The sequence below is a fragment of the Microbacterium sp. JZ101 genome, assembly GCF_053903175.1.
Genome location: NZ_CP096400.1, coordinates 3,459,134 through 3,475,683 on the forward strand (window position 1 = coordinate 3,459,134; position 16,550 = coordinate 3,475,683).

The 16,550-nt window shown below is 71.2% G+C and carries 14 protein-coding genes; 5 read left to right on the forward strand and 9 right to left on the reverse strand.

Annotated features, from left to right (window positions below; translation table 11 throughout):
- Positions 1 to 119 precede the first annotated feature (119 nt).
- From M1D56_RS15905 to M1D56_RS15915, 3 genes are read left to right on the forward strand one after another with little or no spacing between them, the layout of a single operon-like run.
- Positions 120 to 1,352, forward strand: a complete 1,233-nt coding sequence (locus M1D56_RS15905) for an ROK family protein (RefSeq protein ID WP_421074883.1) — start codon at positions 120 to 122, stop codon at positions 1,350 to 1,352.
- Between the two features lie 44 nt (positions 1,353 to 1,396).
- On the forward strand, positions 1,397 to 2,095 hold the full coding sequence (locus M1D56_RS15910) for an HAD hydrolase-like protein (protein WP_456284183.1): 699 nt from the start codon (positions 1,397 to 1,399) through the stop codon (positions 2,093 to 2,095).
- Positions 2,096 to 2,104: 9 nt separating this feature from the next.
- Entirely contained in the window at positions 2,105 to 3,376 is a 1,272-nt protein-coding gene (locus M1D56_RS15915; RefSeq protein ID WP_456284184.1) for a hypothetical protein, read from the forward strand.
- Between the two features lie 70 nt (positions 3,377 to 3,446).
- Here M1D56_RS15915 and M1D56_RS15920 read toward each other — a convergent pair whose 3' ends face one another.
- From M1D56_RS15920 to M1D56_RS15940, 5 genes are all read right to left on the reverse strand, one after another.
- Entirely contained in the window at positions 3,447 to 3,653 is a 207-nt protein-coding gene (locus M1D56_RS15920) for a cold-shock protein (RefSeq protein WP_271172470.1), read from the reverse strand.
- 514 nt (positions 3,654 to 4,167) lie between these two features.
- The gene (gene araA / locus M1D56_RS15925; RefSeq protein ID WP_456284185.1) at positions 4,168 to 5,688 is read right to left on the reverse strand and encodes an L-arabinose isomerase; all 1,521 of its coding nucleotides are present in this window, start codon (positions 5,686 to 5,688) and stop codon (positions 4,168 to 4,170) included.
- Positions 5,685 to 6,398: an L-ribulose-5-phosphate 4-epimerase gene (locus M1D56_RS15930; protein WP_282978295.1), complete on the reverse strand. Its 714-nt coding sequence runs from the start codon at positions 6,396 to 6,398 to the stop codon at positions 5,685 to 5,687. Before M1D56_RS15930 ends, araA begins: the two co-directional genes overlap by 4 nt.
- 14 nt (positions 6,399 to 6,412) lie before the next feature.
- Positions 6,413 to 8,020: a xylulokinase gene (locus M1D56_RS15935; RefSeq protein WP_456284186.1), complete on the reverse strand. Its 1,608-nt coding sequence runs from the start codon at positions 8,018 to 8,020 to the stop codon at positions 6,413 to 6,415.
- Between the two features lie 123 nt (positions 8,021 to 8,143).
- Positions 8,144 to 9,151: a LacI family DNA-binding transcriptional regulator gene (locus M1D56_RS15940; RefSeq protein WP_456284187.1), complete on the reverse strand. Its 1,008-nt coding sequence runs from the start codon at positions 9,149 to 9,151 to the stop codon at positions 8,144 to 8,146.
- 83 nt (positions 9,152 to 9,234) lie between these two features.
- Here M1D56_RS15940 and M1D56_RS15945 point away from each other — a divergent pair, with 83 nt between their 5' ends.
- Positions 9,235 to 10,626 (forward strand): protealysin inhibitor emfourin, encoded by a 1,392-nt coding sequence (locus tag M1D56_RS15945; RefSeq protein WP_456284188.1) that lies wholly within the window; start codon positions 9,235 to 9,237, stop codon positions 10,624 to 10,626.
- Between the two features lie 38 nt (positions 10,627 to 10,664).
- On the opposite strand, the gene M1D56_RS15950 is transcribed toward M1D56_RS15945, so the two are convergent.
- Positions 10,665 to 11,735: a YihY/virulence factor BrkB family protein gene (locus M1D56_RS15950; RefSeq protein WP_456284189.1), complete on the reverse strand. Its 1,071-nt coding sequence runs from the start codon at positions 11,733 to 11,735 to the stop codon at positions 10,665 to 10,667.
- A 104-nt stretch (positions 11,736 to 11,839) separates the two neighbouring features.
- Positions 11,840 to 13,363, reverse strand: coding sequence for a SulP family inorganic anion transporter (locus M1D56_RS15955; RefSeq protein ID WP_456284190.1), 1,524 nt, complete (start codon positions 13,361 to 13,363; stop codon positions 11,840 to 11,842).
- Between the two features lie 165 nt (positions 13,364 to 13,528).
- On the opposite strand from M1D56_RS15955, the gene M1D56_RS15960 reads away from it, so the two are divergent.
- The gene (locus tag M1D56_RS15960; protein WP_271172478.1) at positions 13,529 to 13,900 is read left to right on the forward strand and encodes a MerR family transcriptional regulator; all 372 of its coding nucleotides are present in this window, start codon (positions 13,529 to 13,531) and stop codon (positions 13,898 to 13,900) included.
- A 6-nt stretch (positions 13,901 to 13,906) separates the two neighbouring features.
- Here the strand turns inward: M1D56_RS15960 and M1D56_RS15965 are convergent, their stop codons facing one another.
- Positions 13,907 to 15,505, reverse strand: a complete 1,599-nt coding sequence (locus M1D56_RS15965; RefSeq protein WP_456284191.1) for an inorganic phosphate transporter — start codon at positions 15,503 to 15,505, stop codon at positions 13,907 to 13,909.
- 120 nt (positions 15,506 to 15,625) lie between these two features.
- Entirely contained in the window at positions 15,626 to 16,513 is an 888-nt protein-coding gene (gene ppk2 / locus M1D56_RS15970; protein WP_456284192.1) for a polyphosphate kinase 2, read from the reverse strand.
- Positions 16,514 to 16,550: the final 37 nt, after the last annotated feature.

Sequence of the window (16,550 nt, forward strand, 5' to 3'; positions counted from 1 at the left end):
GCCGACGCGTCGGTGCGCGGCCGCTTCGAGAATTAATAAATCGTCTTGGTTTACTAAAGTCAAGATGCTCGCGGGGATGCGCTCCTGCGAGGTCGATACTGGAGACGGAGGTGCGGCCCATGATGCGACGCGGCGCGAACCTGCCGTCGATCGGCGAGTTCAATCAATCCGTCGTGCTCGACGTCATCCGCGTGGCGCCGACGGGGGTGAGCCGCGTCGAGATCGCGGCCCAGACCGGTCTGTCGTCGCAGACGGTGACGAACGTCGCCCGGCGCCTCCTCGCCGATGGGCTCATCCGCGAGGGCGAGCGGCTCGCGACCGGCCCGGGGAAGCCGCGCACCTCGCTTCATCTCGTCCCCGGGGCGCGCACCGCGGTCGGCATCCACCTCGATCCGTCGTTCATCACGTACACCGTCGTGGATCTCGCCGGTTCGGTGATCGCGCGAGCGGCGACCCCGACGCCGCCCGTGCTCTCGCCCGCCGACGTCATCGAGAGCATGCGGCTCTCGGTCGAGCGGCTCCTGGGCGAGGCGGGTATCGACCGCGCCCGGCTGCTCGGCATCGGGATCGCCGCGCCCGGCCCGCTCGACCTCGAACGGGGAACCGTCGACAACCCGCCGCTGCTCCCCGGGTGGAACGGCGTCCCCCTGAGGGACGCCCTCGGTGACGCGCTCGGCCTTCCCGTCGCGCTCGAGAAGGATGTGACCGCCGCGACCATCGGCGAGCTCTGGTCCGGCCACGACAGCGTGCGAGACGACTTCGCCGTCTTCTACGTCGGCACAGGCGTGGGTCTCGGCGTCGCACTGGACCACAGCGTCCGGCGCGGTGCCACGTCGAATCTGGGAGACATCGGCCACCTCCGGGTGTCTCACGAAGGCGTCGTCTGCGCATGCGGGAACCGCGGCTGCCTCGGAGAGAACATCGCACCGGCCCGCCTCGTGCGCGACGCCGTGCGGGAAGGGATCATCCCGCACGTGGATCCCGCCGATCACGGCGCGATCGCCGCCGCCTACGCCGACGTCTGCGCCGCCGGCGCCTCCGACGAGCGGGCGGCGCGCCTCCTCGAGCAGATCGCCGGCGACATCGCCACGGCGGTCGTCGCGGTCGCGAACCTCCTCGACCTCAGCGACATCGTCTTCAGCGGAGCGTTCTGGAACCACCTCGCGCCGGTCGTCCTCCCGGAGGTCGGGCGCCTCATCGCCCGCTCCCGCGCATACGTCCTGCCGCATGCGCTCCGCGTGTCGACCTCGTCCCTCGGCTCCGATGCGACCGCCATCGGAGCGGGGTGCCAGGTGCTCAGCTCGGCCTTCGCGCCGTCTGCGGCGCCCCTCGTGCGACCCGCGCCGGTCTGACGCGTGCGTCGGTGCGGCGACGCGCCGCGGATAGGGTGGGGAGCATGGCGTCCGAGATCTCCCCCTGGTCCTGCATCCTCTGGGACGTCGACGGGACCGTCGCCGACGCATCCGCCGGGATCCTCCCCCGCATCACGCAGGTCCTCACCGACCTCGGCCGGACACCGCCCGGCCCCGACGAGCTGTCGGCGTGGATCGGCCCGCCCATGCTCGAGTCGTTCCAGGTGCGCGGCATGCTGAGCCCCGAGGAGGCCGTCGACGCCGTCGCGCGCTACCGCGAGCTCGCCGCGCGCGAGGGCTACGCCGAGTCGGTCGCGCTGTACCCCGGCGTCGCCGACCTCATCCACGCCGTGAACGCGGCGGGCGTTCCGCAGGCGACCGCGAGCACGAAGCCCGAGAACCAGGTGATCGCGATCCTCGAGCACTACGGACTCGCCGGCTGCTTCACCTCGATCACGGGCGCGTCCTCCGATGCCGACTCACTCGACACGAAGGCCACCGTGCTCGCGAAGGCGCTCGAGCGGCTGAAGGAGGCGGGGGTCGACACGTCGCACCCCGTGCTCATCGGCGACCGCCACCACGACGTCGACGGCGCCACGGAGCACGGCGTTCCCGTCATCTTCGTCCGATGGGGCTTCGGCACCCCGGGCGAGGAGGAGGGCGCGATCGCGGTCGTCGACGACATCGACCAGCTGCGCCCGCTTCTCCTGTCCGAGCAGCCCGAGCAGTCCGACGCCGCCTAGCCCGCCGCCGTGTTCGACGACTTCGACATCGAGCTCGAGACCGTCCTGGCGTGGGTCCTGCCCGCACTCGCGGTCTTCGCGGGGGCCGCGCTCGTCGTCGTGCTGACGGTGTGGATCGTCAAGCGCTCCCGTCGGGGTCGCCGGGCGCGTGCACGGGCGGCGACCGCCCTGGACGGCGTCGGCACGAAGCTCGTCGCGCTCGACGACGCGGTGGACGAGCTCGAGCTCGAGCTGCAGCTCTCGGGAGCCCTGTACGGCGGCGACCCGCCGCCCACGCTGCGCCGGTCGCGCATGACCGCGCAGCACACGCGCGACGATGCGTTCGGCGAGTACCGCGCGCTGCGCGAGTCGACCGAGCTTCCCGCACGCGTCCGCCGAGCCGCACGCGCCCTCACGGCGCGCCTCGACAGGGCGCTGCAGGCCGTCGAGGCCGCACGCGGCGAGCACGGCGCCTGGATCGCCTCGCACGTCACAGCGGCCGAGCAGGTGGCGTCCGCCCGCGAGCGCCTCGCGGGCGTCACCGAGCGGATGGGCGACCCCACGGCGCTCCTCGACGACCTCGCGGCACGCGCCGATCGGTCGGAATGGGACGACGCCGCGGGCGCGGCGGACGACGCCCGAGCGGCGCTCGAGGATGCTCGTCGCCTCCTCGACGAGGCGGAGCGAGCCGCGCAGGACCCGTCCCGATCGGCCCTGGACGACCTCGCGGCGGCTGAGCGCCGACTCCGCACGGCCGAGCAGCGGTCGCGCGCGCTCGAAGAGCGCCACCGCATCGTGCTGCAGGCGGCGCAGGCGGTGCGCGGCGAGCTCGACGCCGCAGCCGCGGCCATCCGCTCGGCCACGGGCATCCGCGCGGCGCTCGAGCCATCCGATGCCGAGCGCCTCGGGCGCGAGATCGAGCGGGCGGCCGACGAGCTCGATCGGCTGCGCGCGGAGGCGGAGCGCCGGCCCGTCGCGACGAACGAGGGCGTCGCCCGTCTGCGCGACCGTCTCGACATCGCCCTCGCGGATGCCCGCACGGCGCAGCAGCGGCTGCTCGGCGCGCGCAGCGCCCTCCCCGGCACCCTGGCCGCCGCACGCTCGGCGCTCGCCCGGGCGGAGACGGCGGTCGGCCACGGCGCGTCGCTCGAGGCGCGCGTGCGGCTCGACGCCGCCCGCGCGGAACTCGCCCAGGCGCGGCAGACCGTCGACCCGGTGGAGGCTCTCGACGACGCGCGCCGCGCCATCCGCCATGCCGAGGAAGCGAAGGCGCTCGCCGACCACGACCGCGCGAGCGCGTGACCGCCGGCCCGTCCGGGCAGAAGGAAGGGCCCGTGCGAGCTGGTCGCACGGGCCCTTCGAACGCTGTGGGTTACAGCGGGCGGATGTTCTCCGCCTGGAGGCCCTTGGGGCCCTGGGCGATTTCGAACTCCACGCGCTGGTTCTCTTCGAGCGAGCGGTAGCCGCTCGCGCTGATCGCGGTGTAGTGCGCGAAGACGTCAGAGCCGCCCTCGTCAGGAGCGATGAAGCCGAAGCCCTTCTCCGAGTTGAACCACTTGACGGTGCCTTGCGTGCTCATGTACTGCCGTTCTTCTTGATGGGTGCCGATGCAGATTTCGCGCCGACCGAGGCCCACGCTACGGGAGTCGAGCCGAAATGGATAGGGCCATCTGCCGAATGACGAAGATGGTCGGCAGATGGCCAGGAAAGGAATCAGCCCTCATCGACTAGGGGGGATAGCGATGAGGGCTGGACGACCGAGAGGGACGTCTGCGAACACGATACTGCATTTGTCCCCCAAATGGGGGACAAAATCGAGATTCATCAGATCGTGATCTTGCACCCACCGGGGGCCTGCGACGGCCCTTGTTTCTCGGGCTCAGGCCCGCTGTTCTCGAGGCCAGGACACCGTGTCTCACGCGGCGCCGGAATCGCGCCCGGATAACGACACCCCGCGAGACACGCACGGCTCGGGGCGGGGCCGTCCCGCACGCACACCCCGCGCCCCCGCACGCGCCTCACCGCGTCCACGCGCAGGACCCCGCGCCCTCACAGCAGGGCGCGGGGTCCGGATGGTCGCGGTGCGGTGCGGGTCAGAGCCCCTGGGCCACGCGGTAGTAGACGGCGTTCCAGCGCAGCTCGCGCTCGAAGCCGGCGAGCGTCGTGTCGTCGTCGATCGTGACGAGCTCGACGCCCGACATCTTCGCGAAGTCGCGGAAGACCTCCACGCCGACCTGCGTCGACATCACCGTGTGGTGCGCGGCGCCGGCGGCGAGCCACGCGGCCGCCGAGGTGTGGAAGTCGGGCGCGGGCTTCCACAGCGCGTGCCCCACCGGCAGCTTCGGCATGGGCGCGGGCAGCTCGACGTTCTCGACGACGTTCGCGACGAGGCGGAAGCGGTCGCGCAGGTCGCTCATCGCGACGACGACAGCCGGGCCGGGGTCGGCGGTGAAGACGAGGCGCACGGGGTCCTCGCGGTCGCCGATGCCGAGCGGGTGCACCTCGAGGCGCGGCTTCGCCGTCGTGAGCGACGGGCTGACCTCGAGCATGTGCGCACCGAGGATGAGCTCGTTGCCGGGCTCGAGGTGGTACGTGTAGTCCTCCATGAGGCTCGCGCCACCGGGGAGGCCCGCGCCCATGACGGCCGCGAGGCGCACGAGGACCGCGGTCTTCCAGTCGCCCTCAGCACCGAAGCCGTAGCCGTCGGCCATGAGGCGCTGCACGGCGAGACCCGGGAGCTGGCGGAGACCGCCGAGGTCCTCGAACGACGTCGTGAACGCGCTGAAGCCGCCCGCCTCGAGGAACGACCGCAGGCCGAGCTCGATCTTCGCGCCGTAGCGCAGCGACTCGGCGCGCTCCCCGCCCGGGCGGAGCTCCTCGGCCACGTCGTAGAGCTCGAGGTACTCGTCGACGAGCGCGTCGACGTCGGCCTCGCTCGCCGCGTCGACGGCCTCAACGAGATCGTTCACGCCCCACGTGTTGACCTGCACGCCGAGGCGGATCTCCGCCTCGGTCTTGTCGCCCTCGGTGACGGCGACGAAGCGCATGTTGTCGCCGAAGCGCGCGAGCTTGAGCCCCTGCGCGGCCGCACGGCCGGCAGCCGCACGCGCCCACACGCCGACGCGCGCGGTGAGCTTGGGGTCGCTCACGTGGCCGACCACGGTCGTCCGCGGAATGCCGAGTCGCGTCTCGATGTACCCGAACTCGCGGTCGCCGTGCGCGGCCTGGTTGAGGTTCATGAAGTCGAAGTCGATGTCGGCGTACGGCAGGTCGACGTTCACCTGCGTGTGCAGGTGGAGGAGCGGCTTCTGGAGCGCGTTCAGGCCCGAGATCCACATCTTCGCCGGGCTGAACGTGTGCATCCACGCGATGAGGCCGATGACGTTGTCGTCAGAGTTGGCCTCGAGCACGATGCGGCGGATCTCGTCCGATCCCGTGAGGACGGGCTTCCAGACCACTCGGACCGGGACATCCGGCGAATCCACGAGGCCCTGCGCGACCTGCTGCGACTGCTCGGCCACCTGGCGGAGCGTCTCCTCGCCGTAGAGGTGCTGGCTCCCCGTGAGGAACCAGACCTCGTGCTGTGCGAGATCCGGGATGATGCTGCGGCTCATCGGTTCATGCCTCCCTGCGGCGTCTGGCCGTACACGTTCTGATAGCGGTTGTAGAGGTGGTCGATCTTCTCCTGCGGGATCGGCACCGGCTCGCCCAGCTGGCGGGCGATGTGGATGCTGCGCGCGGCATCCTCGACCATGACCGCCGCCTTGACGGCGTCCTTCGCGTCCTTGCCGATCGTGAAGGGGCCGTGGTTCTGCATGAGGACGGCGCGCGAGCGGTGCCCCCGCAGCGTCTCGACGATCCCGCGGCCGATCGAGTCGTCGCCGATGACCGCGAACGGCCCGATCGGGATCTCTCCGCCGAACTCGTCGGCCATGCCCGTGATCACGCAGGGGATGGGCTCGGCGCGGGCGGCCCACGCGACGGCGTAGGTCGAGTGCGTGTGCACAACGCCGCCGACCTCGGGCATATTCCGATACACGTATGCGTGCGCCGCGGTGTCGCTCGAGGGGCTGCGCTCCGAGCCGGGGGTGCCCTCGATGACGTCGCCGTCGAGGTCGCACAGGATCATGTTCTCGGGCGCGAGCTCGTCGTAGCTCACACCCGACGGCTTGATGACGAACAGGTCGGCGCCGGGCACGCGGCCCGAGACGTTGCCGCCGGTCCACACGACGAGGCCGTAGCGCGTGAGCTCGCCGTGGAGCTTCGCGACGTCGGCGCGGACGCGGTCGATCGAGGCCTGGACCTCGGGGCTGAAGTCGGTCATGTCGTTCCTCGCTCTCAGGAGTCGGCAGGCGACGCGGACACGGCGGAGACGGCGGCCGCCTCGGCCGCGAGCCCCGCGCGCCAGCGCTGCAGGTAGGTGTCGAAGGCGGCGACGTCGGCCGCCTCCGGGACGATGGTGTCGGCCGACGCGCTCGCGAAGAGCTCCTCGTCGAGCCAGGTCGAGAGGTCGCGGCCCGAAGCCGAGCCGTCGATGACCGCGCGGCGGTACTGGCCGAGGACCGCGATCCCCCAGGCGCCGCCCTCGCTCGCGGTCTCGGCGACCGAGACGGGGGCGCCGATGGCGGCCGCGAGGATGCGCTGCGCGACGCCGCGCGTGCGGAACATGCCGCCGTGCGCGCGCATCTCCTCGATCGCGACGCCCTCGTCGGTCAGCGTCCGCATGCCGAGGCTCAGGGTGGAGAACGCGCCCTGCAGCTGCGCGCGCGCGAAGCCCGCGAGGGTCAGTCGCGCGTCGGGCGTGCGCACGAACATCGGCCGCCCCTCGGTCAGACCCGCGATGGGCTCGCCCGAGAGGAAGTTGTAGACGAGCATGCCGCTGTCGGCCTCGGCCTCGAGCGCCGCGCCGAGGAACGCCTCGAAGACCGCATCGGGCGCCGACGGATGGCCGAGCGCGGCCGCGAACTCGCCGAGGACATCCGCCCAGGCGTTGAGCTCGCTCGCGCCGTTGTTGCAGTGGACCATCGCGACCGCGTCGCCCGCGGGGGTCGTGACGATGTCGATCTCCTCATGCGGCGTGCGCGGGCCCTCCTCGAGGACGACCATCGCGAAGATGCTCGTGCCGGCGCTGACGTTGCCCGTGCGCGGCGCGACGGCGCCGGTGGCGACCATGCCCGTGCCCGCGTCGCCCTCGGGCGGGCAGAGCGGGATGCCCGGCTGCAGCGCCCCCGACTCGTCGAGGAGAGCGGCGCCGTCGGCCGTGAGGGTGCCGGCGTCCTCGCCCGCGCTCAGCACCTCGGGCAGCGCGTCGGCGATCCGCAGCCCCTCCGCGCCGTGCTCGGCGGCGAGGCGGTCGAAGGTGCTCAGCATCGTCGCGTCGTACGTGCCGGTCGCGGTGTCGATCGGGAACATCCCCGACGCGTCGCCCACGCCGAGCACGCGGCGCCCCGTGAGCAGCTCGTGCACGTAGCCCGCGAGGGTCGTGATCGCGTGCACGCGGGGCACGTGCTCCTCGCGGTCGAGGACGGCCTGGTGGAGGTGCGCGACCGACCAGCGCAGCGGGATCGCGAAGGCGAAGGCCTCGCTGAGCTCAGCCGCCGCGGGCCCCGTGTTCGTGTTGCGCCACGTGCGGAACGGCACGAGCAGCTCCCCCTCCGCGTCGAACGCGAGGTAGCCGTGCATCATCGCGGAGACGCCGATCGCGGCGAAGGTCGAGGGCCTCGCGCCGTGGTCGCGCTCGACGTTCTCCGCGAGCTCGCGGTACGCGGCGCGCACGCCCGCGCGGACGTCGTCGAGCGAGTACGTCCACAGCCCGTCGACGAGCTGGTTCTCCCACGTGAAGCCGCCCGCCGCGAGCGTCGTTCCGTCCGGTGCGACGAGGCACGCCTTGATGCGGGTCGACCCCAGTTCGATCCCGAGCGACGCCTGCGCGATTGCATCCGACATCTGTCCTCCTCGACGCGTCCATGACCGCGGATGTGAGCGCTCACATTGATGTGTGCGGTTCAGATTACCGCGCACGAGGGCCATCCGCAATCGCCGGATGGCCGGTGCCGGCTCCGCGGGCCGTCAGCCCCGGCGCGGAGAGGCGGTCGACCCGCGCACGACGAGGCGCGGCGCGACCGCGGCCGGGGCGGTCGCCTCTCCCCCGTCAAGACGCCCGTCGAGACGCGCGACGAGGCGCGCGACGGCGAGCCTCCCGATCTCGGCGAAGTCCTGGTGCGCCGTGGTGAGCGGCGGCAGGCAGTGCGCGGCCTCGGGGATGTCGTCGAACCCCGTCACGCTCACGTCGTCGGGCACACGCAGCCCGCGGTCGGACAGGCCGTGGATGATCCCGAGCGCCATCTGGTCGTTGCCCGCGACGATCGCCGTCGTCTCCGGCGCGATCGACGCGGCGAGCGCGTAGCCCGCATCGGCCGTCCAGTCGCCCTCGAGCGTCGGGAGCGGCGCGAGTCCGCGCTCGCGCGCCGTGCGCTCGAACGCGGCGCGACGCAGATCGGCCTCGATGTATCCCGCCGGACCGGCGACATGCTGGATGGCCCTGTGCCCCAGGCCGCGGAGGTGGTCGACGAGCGCGCCGACGCCGGCGAGCTGGTCGACGGCCACGGCGTCGGGGCCCTCGCCGCCCGCCTGCAGGGTGAGGACGGGCAGGTCGACGCCCTCGAGCTCGGCCAGCATCACCCGGTAGGGCGTGATCGCCACGAGCGCCTCGACCGAGTGATCGAGGAGGAACTCGACGCCCGCCCGCACGGCGTCGGGCTCGGGCACGACGCTCGTCACGAGCGGCCGGTACCCGGCGTCGCGCACCGCGTGCTCGACCGCGAGCAGGGTGCTGACCGGCCCGAAACCGGCCGTCGCCGGCGTGAGCACGCCGATCGACCCCGTGCGGCTCGTCGCGAGGGTGCGTGCGGCGACGCTGCGCCGGTAGCCGAGCTCGCGGATGGCGTCGAGCACCTTCTCGCGCGTGGCCGGCCGGATGCCCTCGAAGTCGTTCAGCACGCGCGAGACGGTCTGGTGCGAGACGCCCGCGCGCTGCGCGACGTCGTAGATGCTCGGCACTCGCCGCTGATCCGCCATCCGGTCCTCCTGCGCCTCCCACGCTAGCGGCACATCCCGCAACCCCTTCGCGGATGTCGGAGGGTGCCCGTAGCGTCGGCGGCATGCACGGGATCGTTCCTCCTTATCTGCTCGAGCGCCTCACCCGCCACGGAGACGAGGCGGTGTCGACGTGCGCGGCACGCACCCTCACCGTCGACGGCGCGCTGCGCACGAAGCGGTCTCTGGCGGCGCCCACGACATGGCCGCGCGCGGCGATGGCCGCGCCCGGGCCGCAGCGGACGATCTCCGACGCGCAGAACACGACCGCGCTGCCCGGCAGCACCGTCCGCCGCGAGGGCGATCCCGCCACGGGCGACACGGCGGTCGACGAGGCGTACGACGCGCTCGGCGCGACCTGGACGATGCTCTTCGATGCCTTCGGGCGCGACTCGCTCGACGGCGCGGGCCGCCCGCTTCTGGCCACCGTGCACTACGGCGATCGGTACGACAACGCCTTCTGGGACGGCGAGCGGATGGTCTTCGGCGACGGGGACGGCGAGGTCTTCCGCTCGTTCACCTCGGCGATCGACATCGTGGGGCACGAGCTCGGGCACGGGCTCATCCAGTCGACGGTCGACCTCGTCTACCAGGGGCAGCCCGGGGCGCTCAACGAGTCGATGGCCGATGTCATCGGCAGCCTCGTGAAGCAGCACCAGCTCGGCCAGACCGCCGAGCAGGCCGACTGGCTCATCGGAGCGGGCGTCTTCACGGACCAGGTGCAGGGCGTCGCGCTGCGCTCGATGAAGGCACCGGGCACCGCGTACGACGACGACGTCCTCGGCCGCGACCCCCAGCCCGCGCACATGGACGACTATGTCGAGACGACGAGCGACAACGGCGGCGTGCACATCAACTCGGGCATCCCGAACCGCGCCTTCCACCTCGCGGCGACCGCGATCGGCGGTCACGCGTGGGATGGCGCGGGCCGGGTCTGGCTGGATGTGCTCGAGCGGCGCCTGGTCGCGGCCGACGCCGACTTCGCGACGTTCGCGGCGGCGACGATCGCCGCGGCAGAGGAGCGATTCGGCAGCGGCTCGGCTGAGCACCGCGCGGTCGAGGACGCGTGGCAGCAGGTCGGCGTGACGGCGAGCCCGGCTTCCGCCGAGGCGCCAGCCCCCGCCGAGGACGAGACCGTGCGCGTCGAGCGGTCGGGCGGGATCCTCGGGCGGGTGCACGTGGCCGAGGTCCCCGAGTCGGAGCTCCCCGAGCCGGAGCGGGAGCGCCTCGAGTCGCTCGTCGAGACGGTCGCCGCAAGCGACGAGCCCGAGCGCGCCGTCCCGGACGCCTACACGTGGCGGATCGAGATCTCGCAGCGCATCGACATCACGGTCGGCGAGCGCGAGCTGCCGGACGAGGTGCTCGCCCTGCTGCGCGACATCCTCCAGCGCGGCGAGCGCGCGTCGCGCGTGAGCCTCGAACAGGGAGGCGAGCCGGCGGACGGCCGCGCGTCGTAGCCATCCGCCGCGGCAGCCATCCGCCGCCGCCATCCGCCTCAGCGCGTCTCGTCGTCGCTGTGCTCGAGGCGGATGTCGCGCGCCTTCGCGAGATCCTTGCGGTGGCGCTCGGCCTCCTTGTCGATGCGCGTGCCGTCGCGCAGCGGAAGCTGGATGCGCTCCTCCGCCGGGAGGCCGGCCTGCAGCTGGCGACCGCGCTCGAGCTCGGCGTCGAACTCGGCGCCGACGAGCAGCGCCATGTTGGCGATCCACAGCCACAGGAGGAAGACGATGACGCCCGCGAGCGATCCGTACGTCCGCTCGTAGTTCGAGAAGTTCGCGACGTAGAACGCGAACCCGAGCGACGCGATCACGAGGATGACGATCGCGAGGACGGCGCCCATGCTGATCCAGCGGAACCGCGGCTGCTGGACGTTGGGCCCCGTGTAGTAGAGCAGCGCGATGAGGAACACGACGATGAAGGCGAGCACGGGCCACTTGCCGATGCTCCACGCCAGGAGGGCCGCGTCGCCCAGGCCGATCACGTCGCCGATCGCCTTCGCCACCGGTCCCGACACGACGAGCAGCACCGCGGCGACCGCGAGCGAGGCGACCGCGATCACCGTGACGAGCAGCTGGAGCGGCTTGAGCTTCCAGAACGGGCGCCCCTCCTCGACGTCGTAGATGCGGTTCATCGCGCGGCTGAACCCGCCGACGTAGCCGGATGCCGACCAGACAGCGAGCACGAGACCCGTGACGAACGCGAAGCCCGCCGCCGGGGAGTTCGCGATCTCCTCGATCGGCCCACGGACGGTGTCGACCGTGTCCTGCGGGGCGAACGAGCCGATGATCGAGAGGACGGCGCCGGCCGCCTCGTCGCCCTGACCGACGAGGCCGAGCAGCGAGAACACGGCCATGAGGGCCGGGAACAGCGCGAGCACGCTGTAGTAGGTGAGGCTCGCGGCGATGTCGGGGCACTGATCCGTCGAGAACTCGCGGATCGACTTCCGCAGCACGAACGCCCAGGACGGACGGCGGATGTCCGTGGGCGAGTCGGGCTCGCGCGGGTGCTCGGGGGCGGAGGTGCGCGCGTCGTCGTCGCGGTTCGGGGCGGTGTGCGTTCGCGTCATGTCCCTGCCTTTCTGCTCCACCATCGATGGAACACGGCGGGGCCGCTTTCCGCGCGCGGGTTGACCCGGCGCGGACTCTGTGCAATCAGGGACTGGCGCGCCGCTCAGTGCCCGGCGCCGAGTCCTCCCGAGAGGCGACCGTGGAAGTCGGTCGTCGCGTCGTTCATCCCCTCGATGACGACGCTCTTCCCGTGCTGCGCGTACTTCGTGACGATGGCGTCGAGCGCCGCGACCGTCGAGGCGTCCCAGATGTGCGAGCGCGACATGTCGATGACGACTCGCTCGGGGTCCTGCGTGTACGCGAACTGGGTGGTGAGGTCGTTCGACGACGCGAAGAACAGCTCGCCGTCGACCGCGTACCGCGCGACCGGGCCATCGCCATCCGCCCCGACCTCGCGCGTGACGCTCGTGAAGTGCGCGACGCGCCGCGCGAAGAGGATCATCGCCGCAACCACCCCGACGCCGACGCCGACCGCGAGGTTGTGCGTCCACACGGTCGCAACGACAGTGAGGAGCATGACCACGGTCTCGCTCTTCGGCATCCGCTTGAGCGTCGACGGGCGCACGCTGTGCCAGTCGAACGTCGCGATCGACACGACGATCATGACCGCGACCAGGGCGGCCATCGGGATGATCGCGACGACGTCGCCGAACACGAGGACGAGGATGAGCAGGAAGACGCCCGCGAGGAACGTCGAGATGCGCGTGCGGGCGCCCGACGCCTTCACGTTGATCATCGTCTGGCCGATCATGGCGCAGCCGCCCATCCCGCCGAAGAGCCCCGAGAGCACGTTCGCGGCACCCTGGCCGAGCGTCTCGCGGGTCTTGCGCGAGTGGGTGTCGGTGATGTCGTCGACGAGCTTCGCCGTCATGAGCGACTCGAGGATGCCGACCACCGCCATCGCGGCCGAGAAGGGCGCAATGATCGCGAACGTCTCGCCCGTGAGCGGCACATTCGGGATGAACAGCTCGGGCAGGCTCTCGGGCAGCTCGCCCTGGTCGCCGACGGTCGGCACGCTCAGACCGAAGACGACCGCCGCCGCGGTGAGCAGGACGATCGCGATGAGCGGCGCGGGCACCGCCTTCGTGAGGCGGGGCATGAGGTACATGATGAGGAGCCCCGCTGCGACGAGCGGGTACACGAGCCACGGGACGCCGATCAGCTGCGGGAACTGCGCCGCGAAGATGAGGATCGCGAGCGCGTTGACGAAGCCGACCATGACCGAGCGGGGGATGAACCGCATGAGCTTCGCGACGCCGAGCAGGGCGAAGACGACCTGGAACACGCCCGCGAGGATCACCGTCGCGATGAAGTAGTCCATCCCGTAGCCGCGCGCGACCGGGGCGATGACGAGCGCGACGGCTCCCGTCGCGGCGCTGATCATGGCCGGCCGTCCGCCGAGGAACGCGATGGTCACCGCCATGACGAACGAGGAGAAGAGGCCGAGACGCGGATCGACGCCAGCGATGATCGAGAACGCGATCGCCTCGGGGATGAGCGCGATCGCGACGACGAGACCGGCGAGCACCTCGCGCGTGAGGAGGCGGGGGCTCCGCAGCGCCTGGAGGACGGTCGGCTCGATCCGGTAGCGGGAGGCGGGATCGGCTGCGGGCGTGACGGCGGTCATGCGGCTCCTTGCGCGGGGGCTCGGGATGGTCGGGACGGTTCGAGCGCGCGCCCTTGCGCGGATCGCCGACACAGGTCGACGGGAGAGAATGGCGGATGGTCCGGGAGGCCGGACTACAGGAACTCTACCCTAACGTGAGGGTAGAGTCACGGCGAGGGGAGTCGGATGGCCGAGTCGGGCATGATGCACATCGGCGAGCTCGCCGAGCGGACCGGCCTGTCGCTGCGCACCATCCGGCACTACGACGAGGTCGGCCTCGTCAAGCCCTCCGGTCGCAGCGAGGGCGGCTTCCGGCAGTACGACGCCGACGACCTGAGCCGGCTCATGCTCATCCGCCGGATGAAGCCCCTCGGCTACACGCTCGAGGAGATGGCCGAGCTGCTCGCAGTCATCGACGCACGGCAGGGCGGGGACTCGACCCCGGAGAGCGACGCGGCGCTCGAGCGATTCCGCGAGGATGCGGCCGCCCGGCGGCGCAAGCTCGCCGAGCAGCTCGCGATGGCCGACGAGTTCATCGCGCAGCTCGAGGCGCGCTGAGCGCGCTCAGAAGATCGCGCTGAGACCGAGGTAGCTGAGCGCGCCGACCAGAGCAGATGCCGGGAGGGTGATGACCCAGGCGAGCGCGATGGGCTTCATGAGGTTCCAGTTGGCCGCCTTGTTCACGAGCCCCACGCCGAGGACGGCGCCGATGAGGATGTGCGTGCTCGAGACCGGGAGGCCCAGGACCGAGGCGAGCATCACAACCGACGCGGCTGCGAGCTCTGCAGCGAAACCCGACGCGGGGTGCATCTTCGTGAGGCCGGTTCCGACGGTCGCGATGACCTTGCGCCCGATGAACCAGAGACCCGCGATGAGCGCGACGCCGAACGCCACCATGAGCGCCGGCGGCACCGCCGCCTCCTCGCCCACGACGCCTGTGCGGAGGACGTCGAGCACCGCCGCGAACGGGCCGACGGCGTTCGCGATGTCGTTCGAGCCGTGGCTGAATGCGAACGCGCTCGCCGTGAACACCTGCATCCATGCGAACAGCACGTAGGTCGTGCGGGAGAGCGTCTGCTTCTTGAGCGTCCTCGCGAAGATGTAGACGGCCATCCAGACCGCCGCGCCGATCATGCCCATGATCAGGAAGTTCCCGACGGAGTCGATCTCGAGATGCAGGTTCTTCAGGCCCTTGAAGAGCATCATCGACGAGATGATCACCGCGCCGAGCGCGGCCACGAGCGGCACCCAGGCCTCGATCGCGCGGTGCGAGTTGATGCTCGCGGCGCGCTGGTCGAGCTCGTGCAGCTCGCGGTAGTACTCCGTCTCGAGATCCTCGGGGTCGTACTCGTCGCTGCGGAAGGTCGCCGCGTCGCGCGCCATCGCATTCGTGTACGAGATCTGCTGCAGCTCGGTGAGTGCGCTGAGCGACTCCTTGTGGCGCTTGCGGTGCTCCTTGCGGCTCTTCTTCAGCTCGCGGATGCGCTCATCCGCCTCCTCGTTGTAGACGAGGATGTGCTTCTTGATGAGCCAGAAGAGCACGAAGGCCATCCCGCCGCCCAGGGCAGGCGAGAGCACCCACGAGATCGCGATCTGCCCGATCTCGCCCCACTGCACCATCTCGAAGCCGCCGAGCCCGGTGCGCAGGCCCATGGTCACCGCCGCGCCGACGATGCCGCCGATGATCGAGTGCGTCGTCGAGACCGGCCACCCCATCCGCGTCGCCACGAGCAGCCAGATCGCCGCGCCGAGCAGCGCCGCCATCATGATGAAGACGAAGTCCATCGGGTTCGACGACACGACGCCGAGGTCGACGATGCCGCTGCGCACCGTGTCGGTCACCTCGCCGCCGGCGAGGACCGCGCCGCTCACCTCGAAGATCGCGGCGATCACCAGCGCCTGCTTCATGGTGAGCGTGCCCGCTCCGACGCTCGTGCCGAAGGAGTTGGCGACGTCGTTGCCGCCGATGTTGAAGGCCATGAAGACGCCGAACAGGATCGCCGTGATGAGCACGATGACGTTGGCCTCCGGCGACACCCATCCGAGTGACCAGAAGGTGAAGGAGACGAGGGCGATCGCGAGGAGCGCGCCGAACGAGACGTGCCACCACCGATCGCTTCCCGTCTGGGTGGGCGCGCTCACCTGGGTGGTGTCGATGCTCATGAGGGCCTCCTCGAATCCGGCTCGCGCCGAAGCTATGGCCTGGGCGCCTGCGGCGGGTGAACGGAGCCGGGCGACGCCGTGAATTCCGCCTGATCACTCGGCGCTGCGGGAGCGATGGTCTCAGTCGCCGACCGCGTCGACCCCGCGCTGCACGATGAGCGGGTCCGGAGTGCCGACGAGCTCCTCGTCCTTGCCGTCGTATGCGACGGTCGACAGGAAGTGGCGCATCGCCTCGAGGCGGGCGCGCTTCTTGTCGTTGCTCTTCACCGTGATCCACGGCGCGCCGACCGTGTCCGTCCGTCGGAACATCTCCTCCTTGGCCGCGGTGTAGGCGTCCCAGCGGTCGAGGGACTGGAGGTCCATCGGCGAGAGCTTCCACTGCCGCACGGGGTCGACCTGGCGGATGATGAACCGCGTGCGCTGCTCGGACTGCGTCACCGAGAACCAGAATTTCGTGAGGCGGATGCCCGAGCTCACGAGCATGCGCTCGAACAGGGGCACGTCGCGCATGAAGGCCTCGTACTGCTCGTCGGTGCAGAAGCCCATCACGCGCTCGACGCCGGCGCGGTTGTACCAGCTGCGGTCGAACAGCACCGTCTCGCCGGCGGCGGGAAGGTGGGCGACATAGCGCTGGAAGTACCACTGCGTCGACTCGCGGCCGCTCGGCTTCACGAGCGCGACGACCTTGGCATGACGCGGGTTGAGGTGCTCCATGAAGCGCTTGATCGTGCCGCCCTTGCCGGCCGCATCTCGGCCTTCGAAGATGACGAGGTGCCGCTCGCCGGTCTCCTGCTGCCAGCGCTGGAACTTCAGCAGCTCGACCTGGAGCAGGTACTTCTCCTCGTCGTAGCGCTCGCGCGTGACCCGCTCGTCGTACGGGTAGTTCTCGCGCCAGGTGTCGACGGCGCGACCGGCCGGGTCGATGAGCACGGGGTCGTCGTCGTGGTCGTCGCCGATCGTGTGCCCCTCGGCGTGGAGCTGGTCGATGTACTGCCGCAGGTCGCTCATCACGCGGCGAACACTAGGCCGACGGCGTGAACAGCGG

Coding starts and splice junctions, on each gene's coding strand:
- ppk2 (WP_456284192.1), bottom strand. CDS start 16,513: ATGAGCGACCTGCGGCAGTACATCGACCAGCTCCACGCCGAGGGGCAC.
- M1D56_RS15955 (WP_456284190.1), bottom strand. CDS start 13,363: ATGACCGCCGTCACGCCCGCAGCCGATCCCGCCTCCCGCTACCGGATC.
- M1D56_RS15965 (WP_456284191.1), bottom strand. CDS start 15,505: ATGAGCATCGACACCACCCAGGTGAGCGCGCCCACCCAGACGGGAAGC.
- araA (WP_456284185.1), bottom strand. CDS start 5,688: ATGAGCCGCAGCATCATCCCGGATCTCGCACAGCACGAGGTCTGGTTC.
- M1D56_RS15960 (WP_271172478.1), top strand. CDS start 13,529: ATGGCCGAGTCGGGCATGATGCACATCGGCGAGCTCGCCGAGCGGACC.
- M1D56_RS15910 (WP_456284183.1), top strand. CDS start 1,397: ATGGCGTCCGAGATCTCCCCCTGGTCCTGCATCCTCTGGGACGTCGAC.
- M1D56_RS15905 (WP_421074883.1), top strand. CDS start 120: ATGATGCGACGCGGCGCGAACCTGCCGTCGATCGGCGAGTTCAATCAA.
- M1D56_RS15950 (WP_456284189.1), bottom strand. CDS start 11,735: ATGACGCGAACGCACACCGCCCCGAACCGCGACGACGACGCGCGCACC.
- M1D56_RS15930 (WP_282978295.1), bottom strand. CDS start 6,398: ATGACCGACTTCAGCCCCGAGGTCCAGGCCTCGATCGACCGCGTCCGC.
- M1D56_RS15935 (WP_456284186.1), bottom strand. CDS start 8,020: ATGTCGGATGCAATCGCGCAGGCGTCGCTCGGGATCGAACTGGGGTCG.
- M1D56_RS15940 (WP_456284187.1), bottom strand. CDS start 9,151: ATGGCGGATCAGCGGCGAGTGCCGAGCATCTACGACGTCGCGCAGCGC.
- M1D56_RS15920 (WP_271172470.1), bottom strand. CDS start 3,653: ATGAGCACGCAAGGCACCGTCAAGTGGTTCAACTCGGAGAAGGGCTTC.
- M1D56_RS15945 (WP_456284188.1), top strand. CDS start 9,235: ATGCACGGGATCGTTCCTCCTTATCTGCTCGAGCGCCTCACCCGCCAC.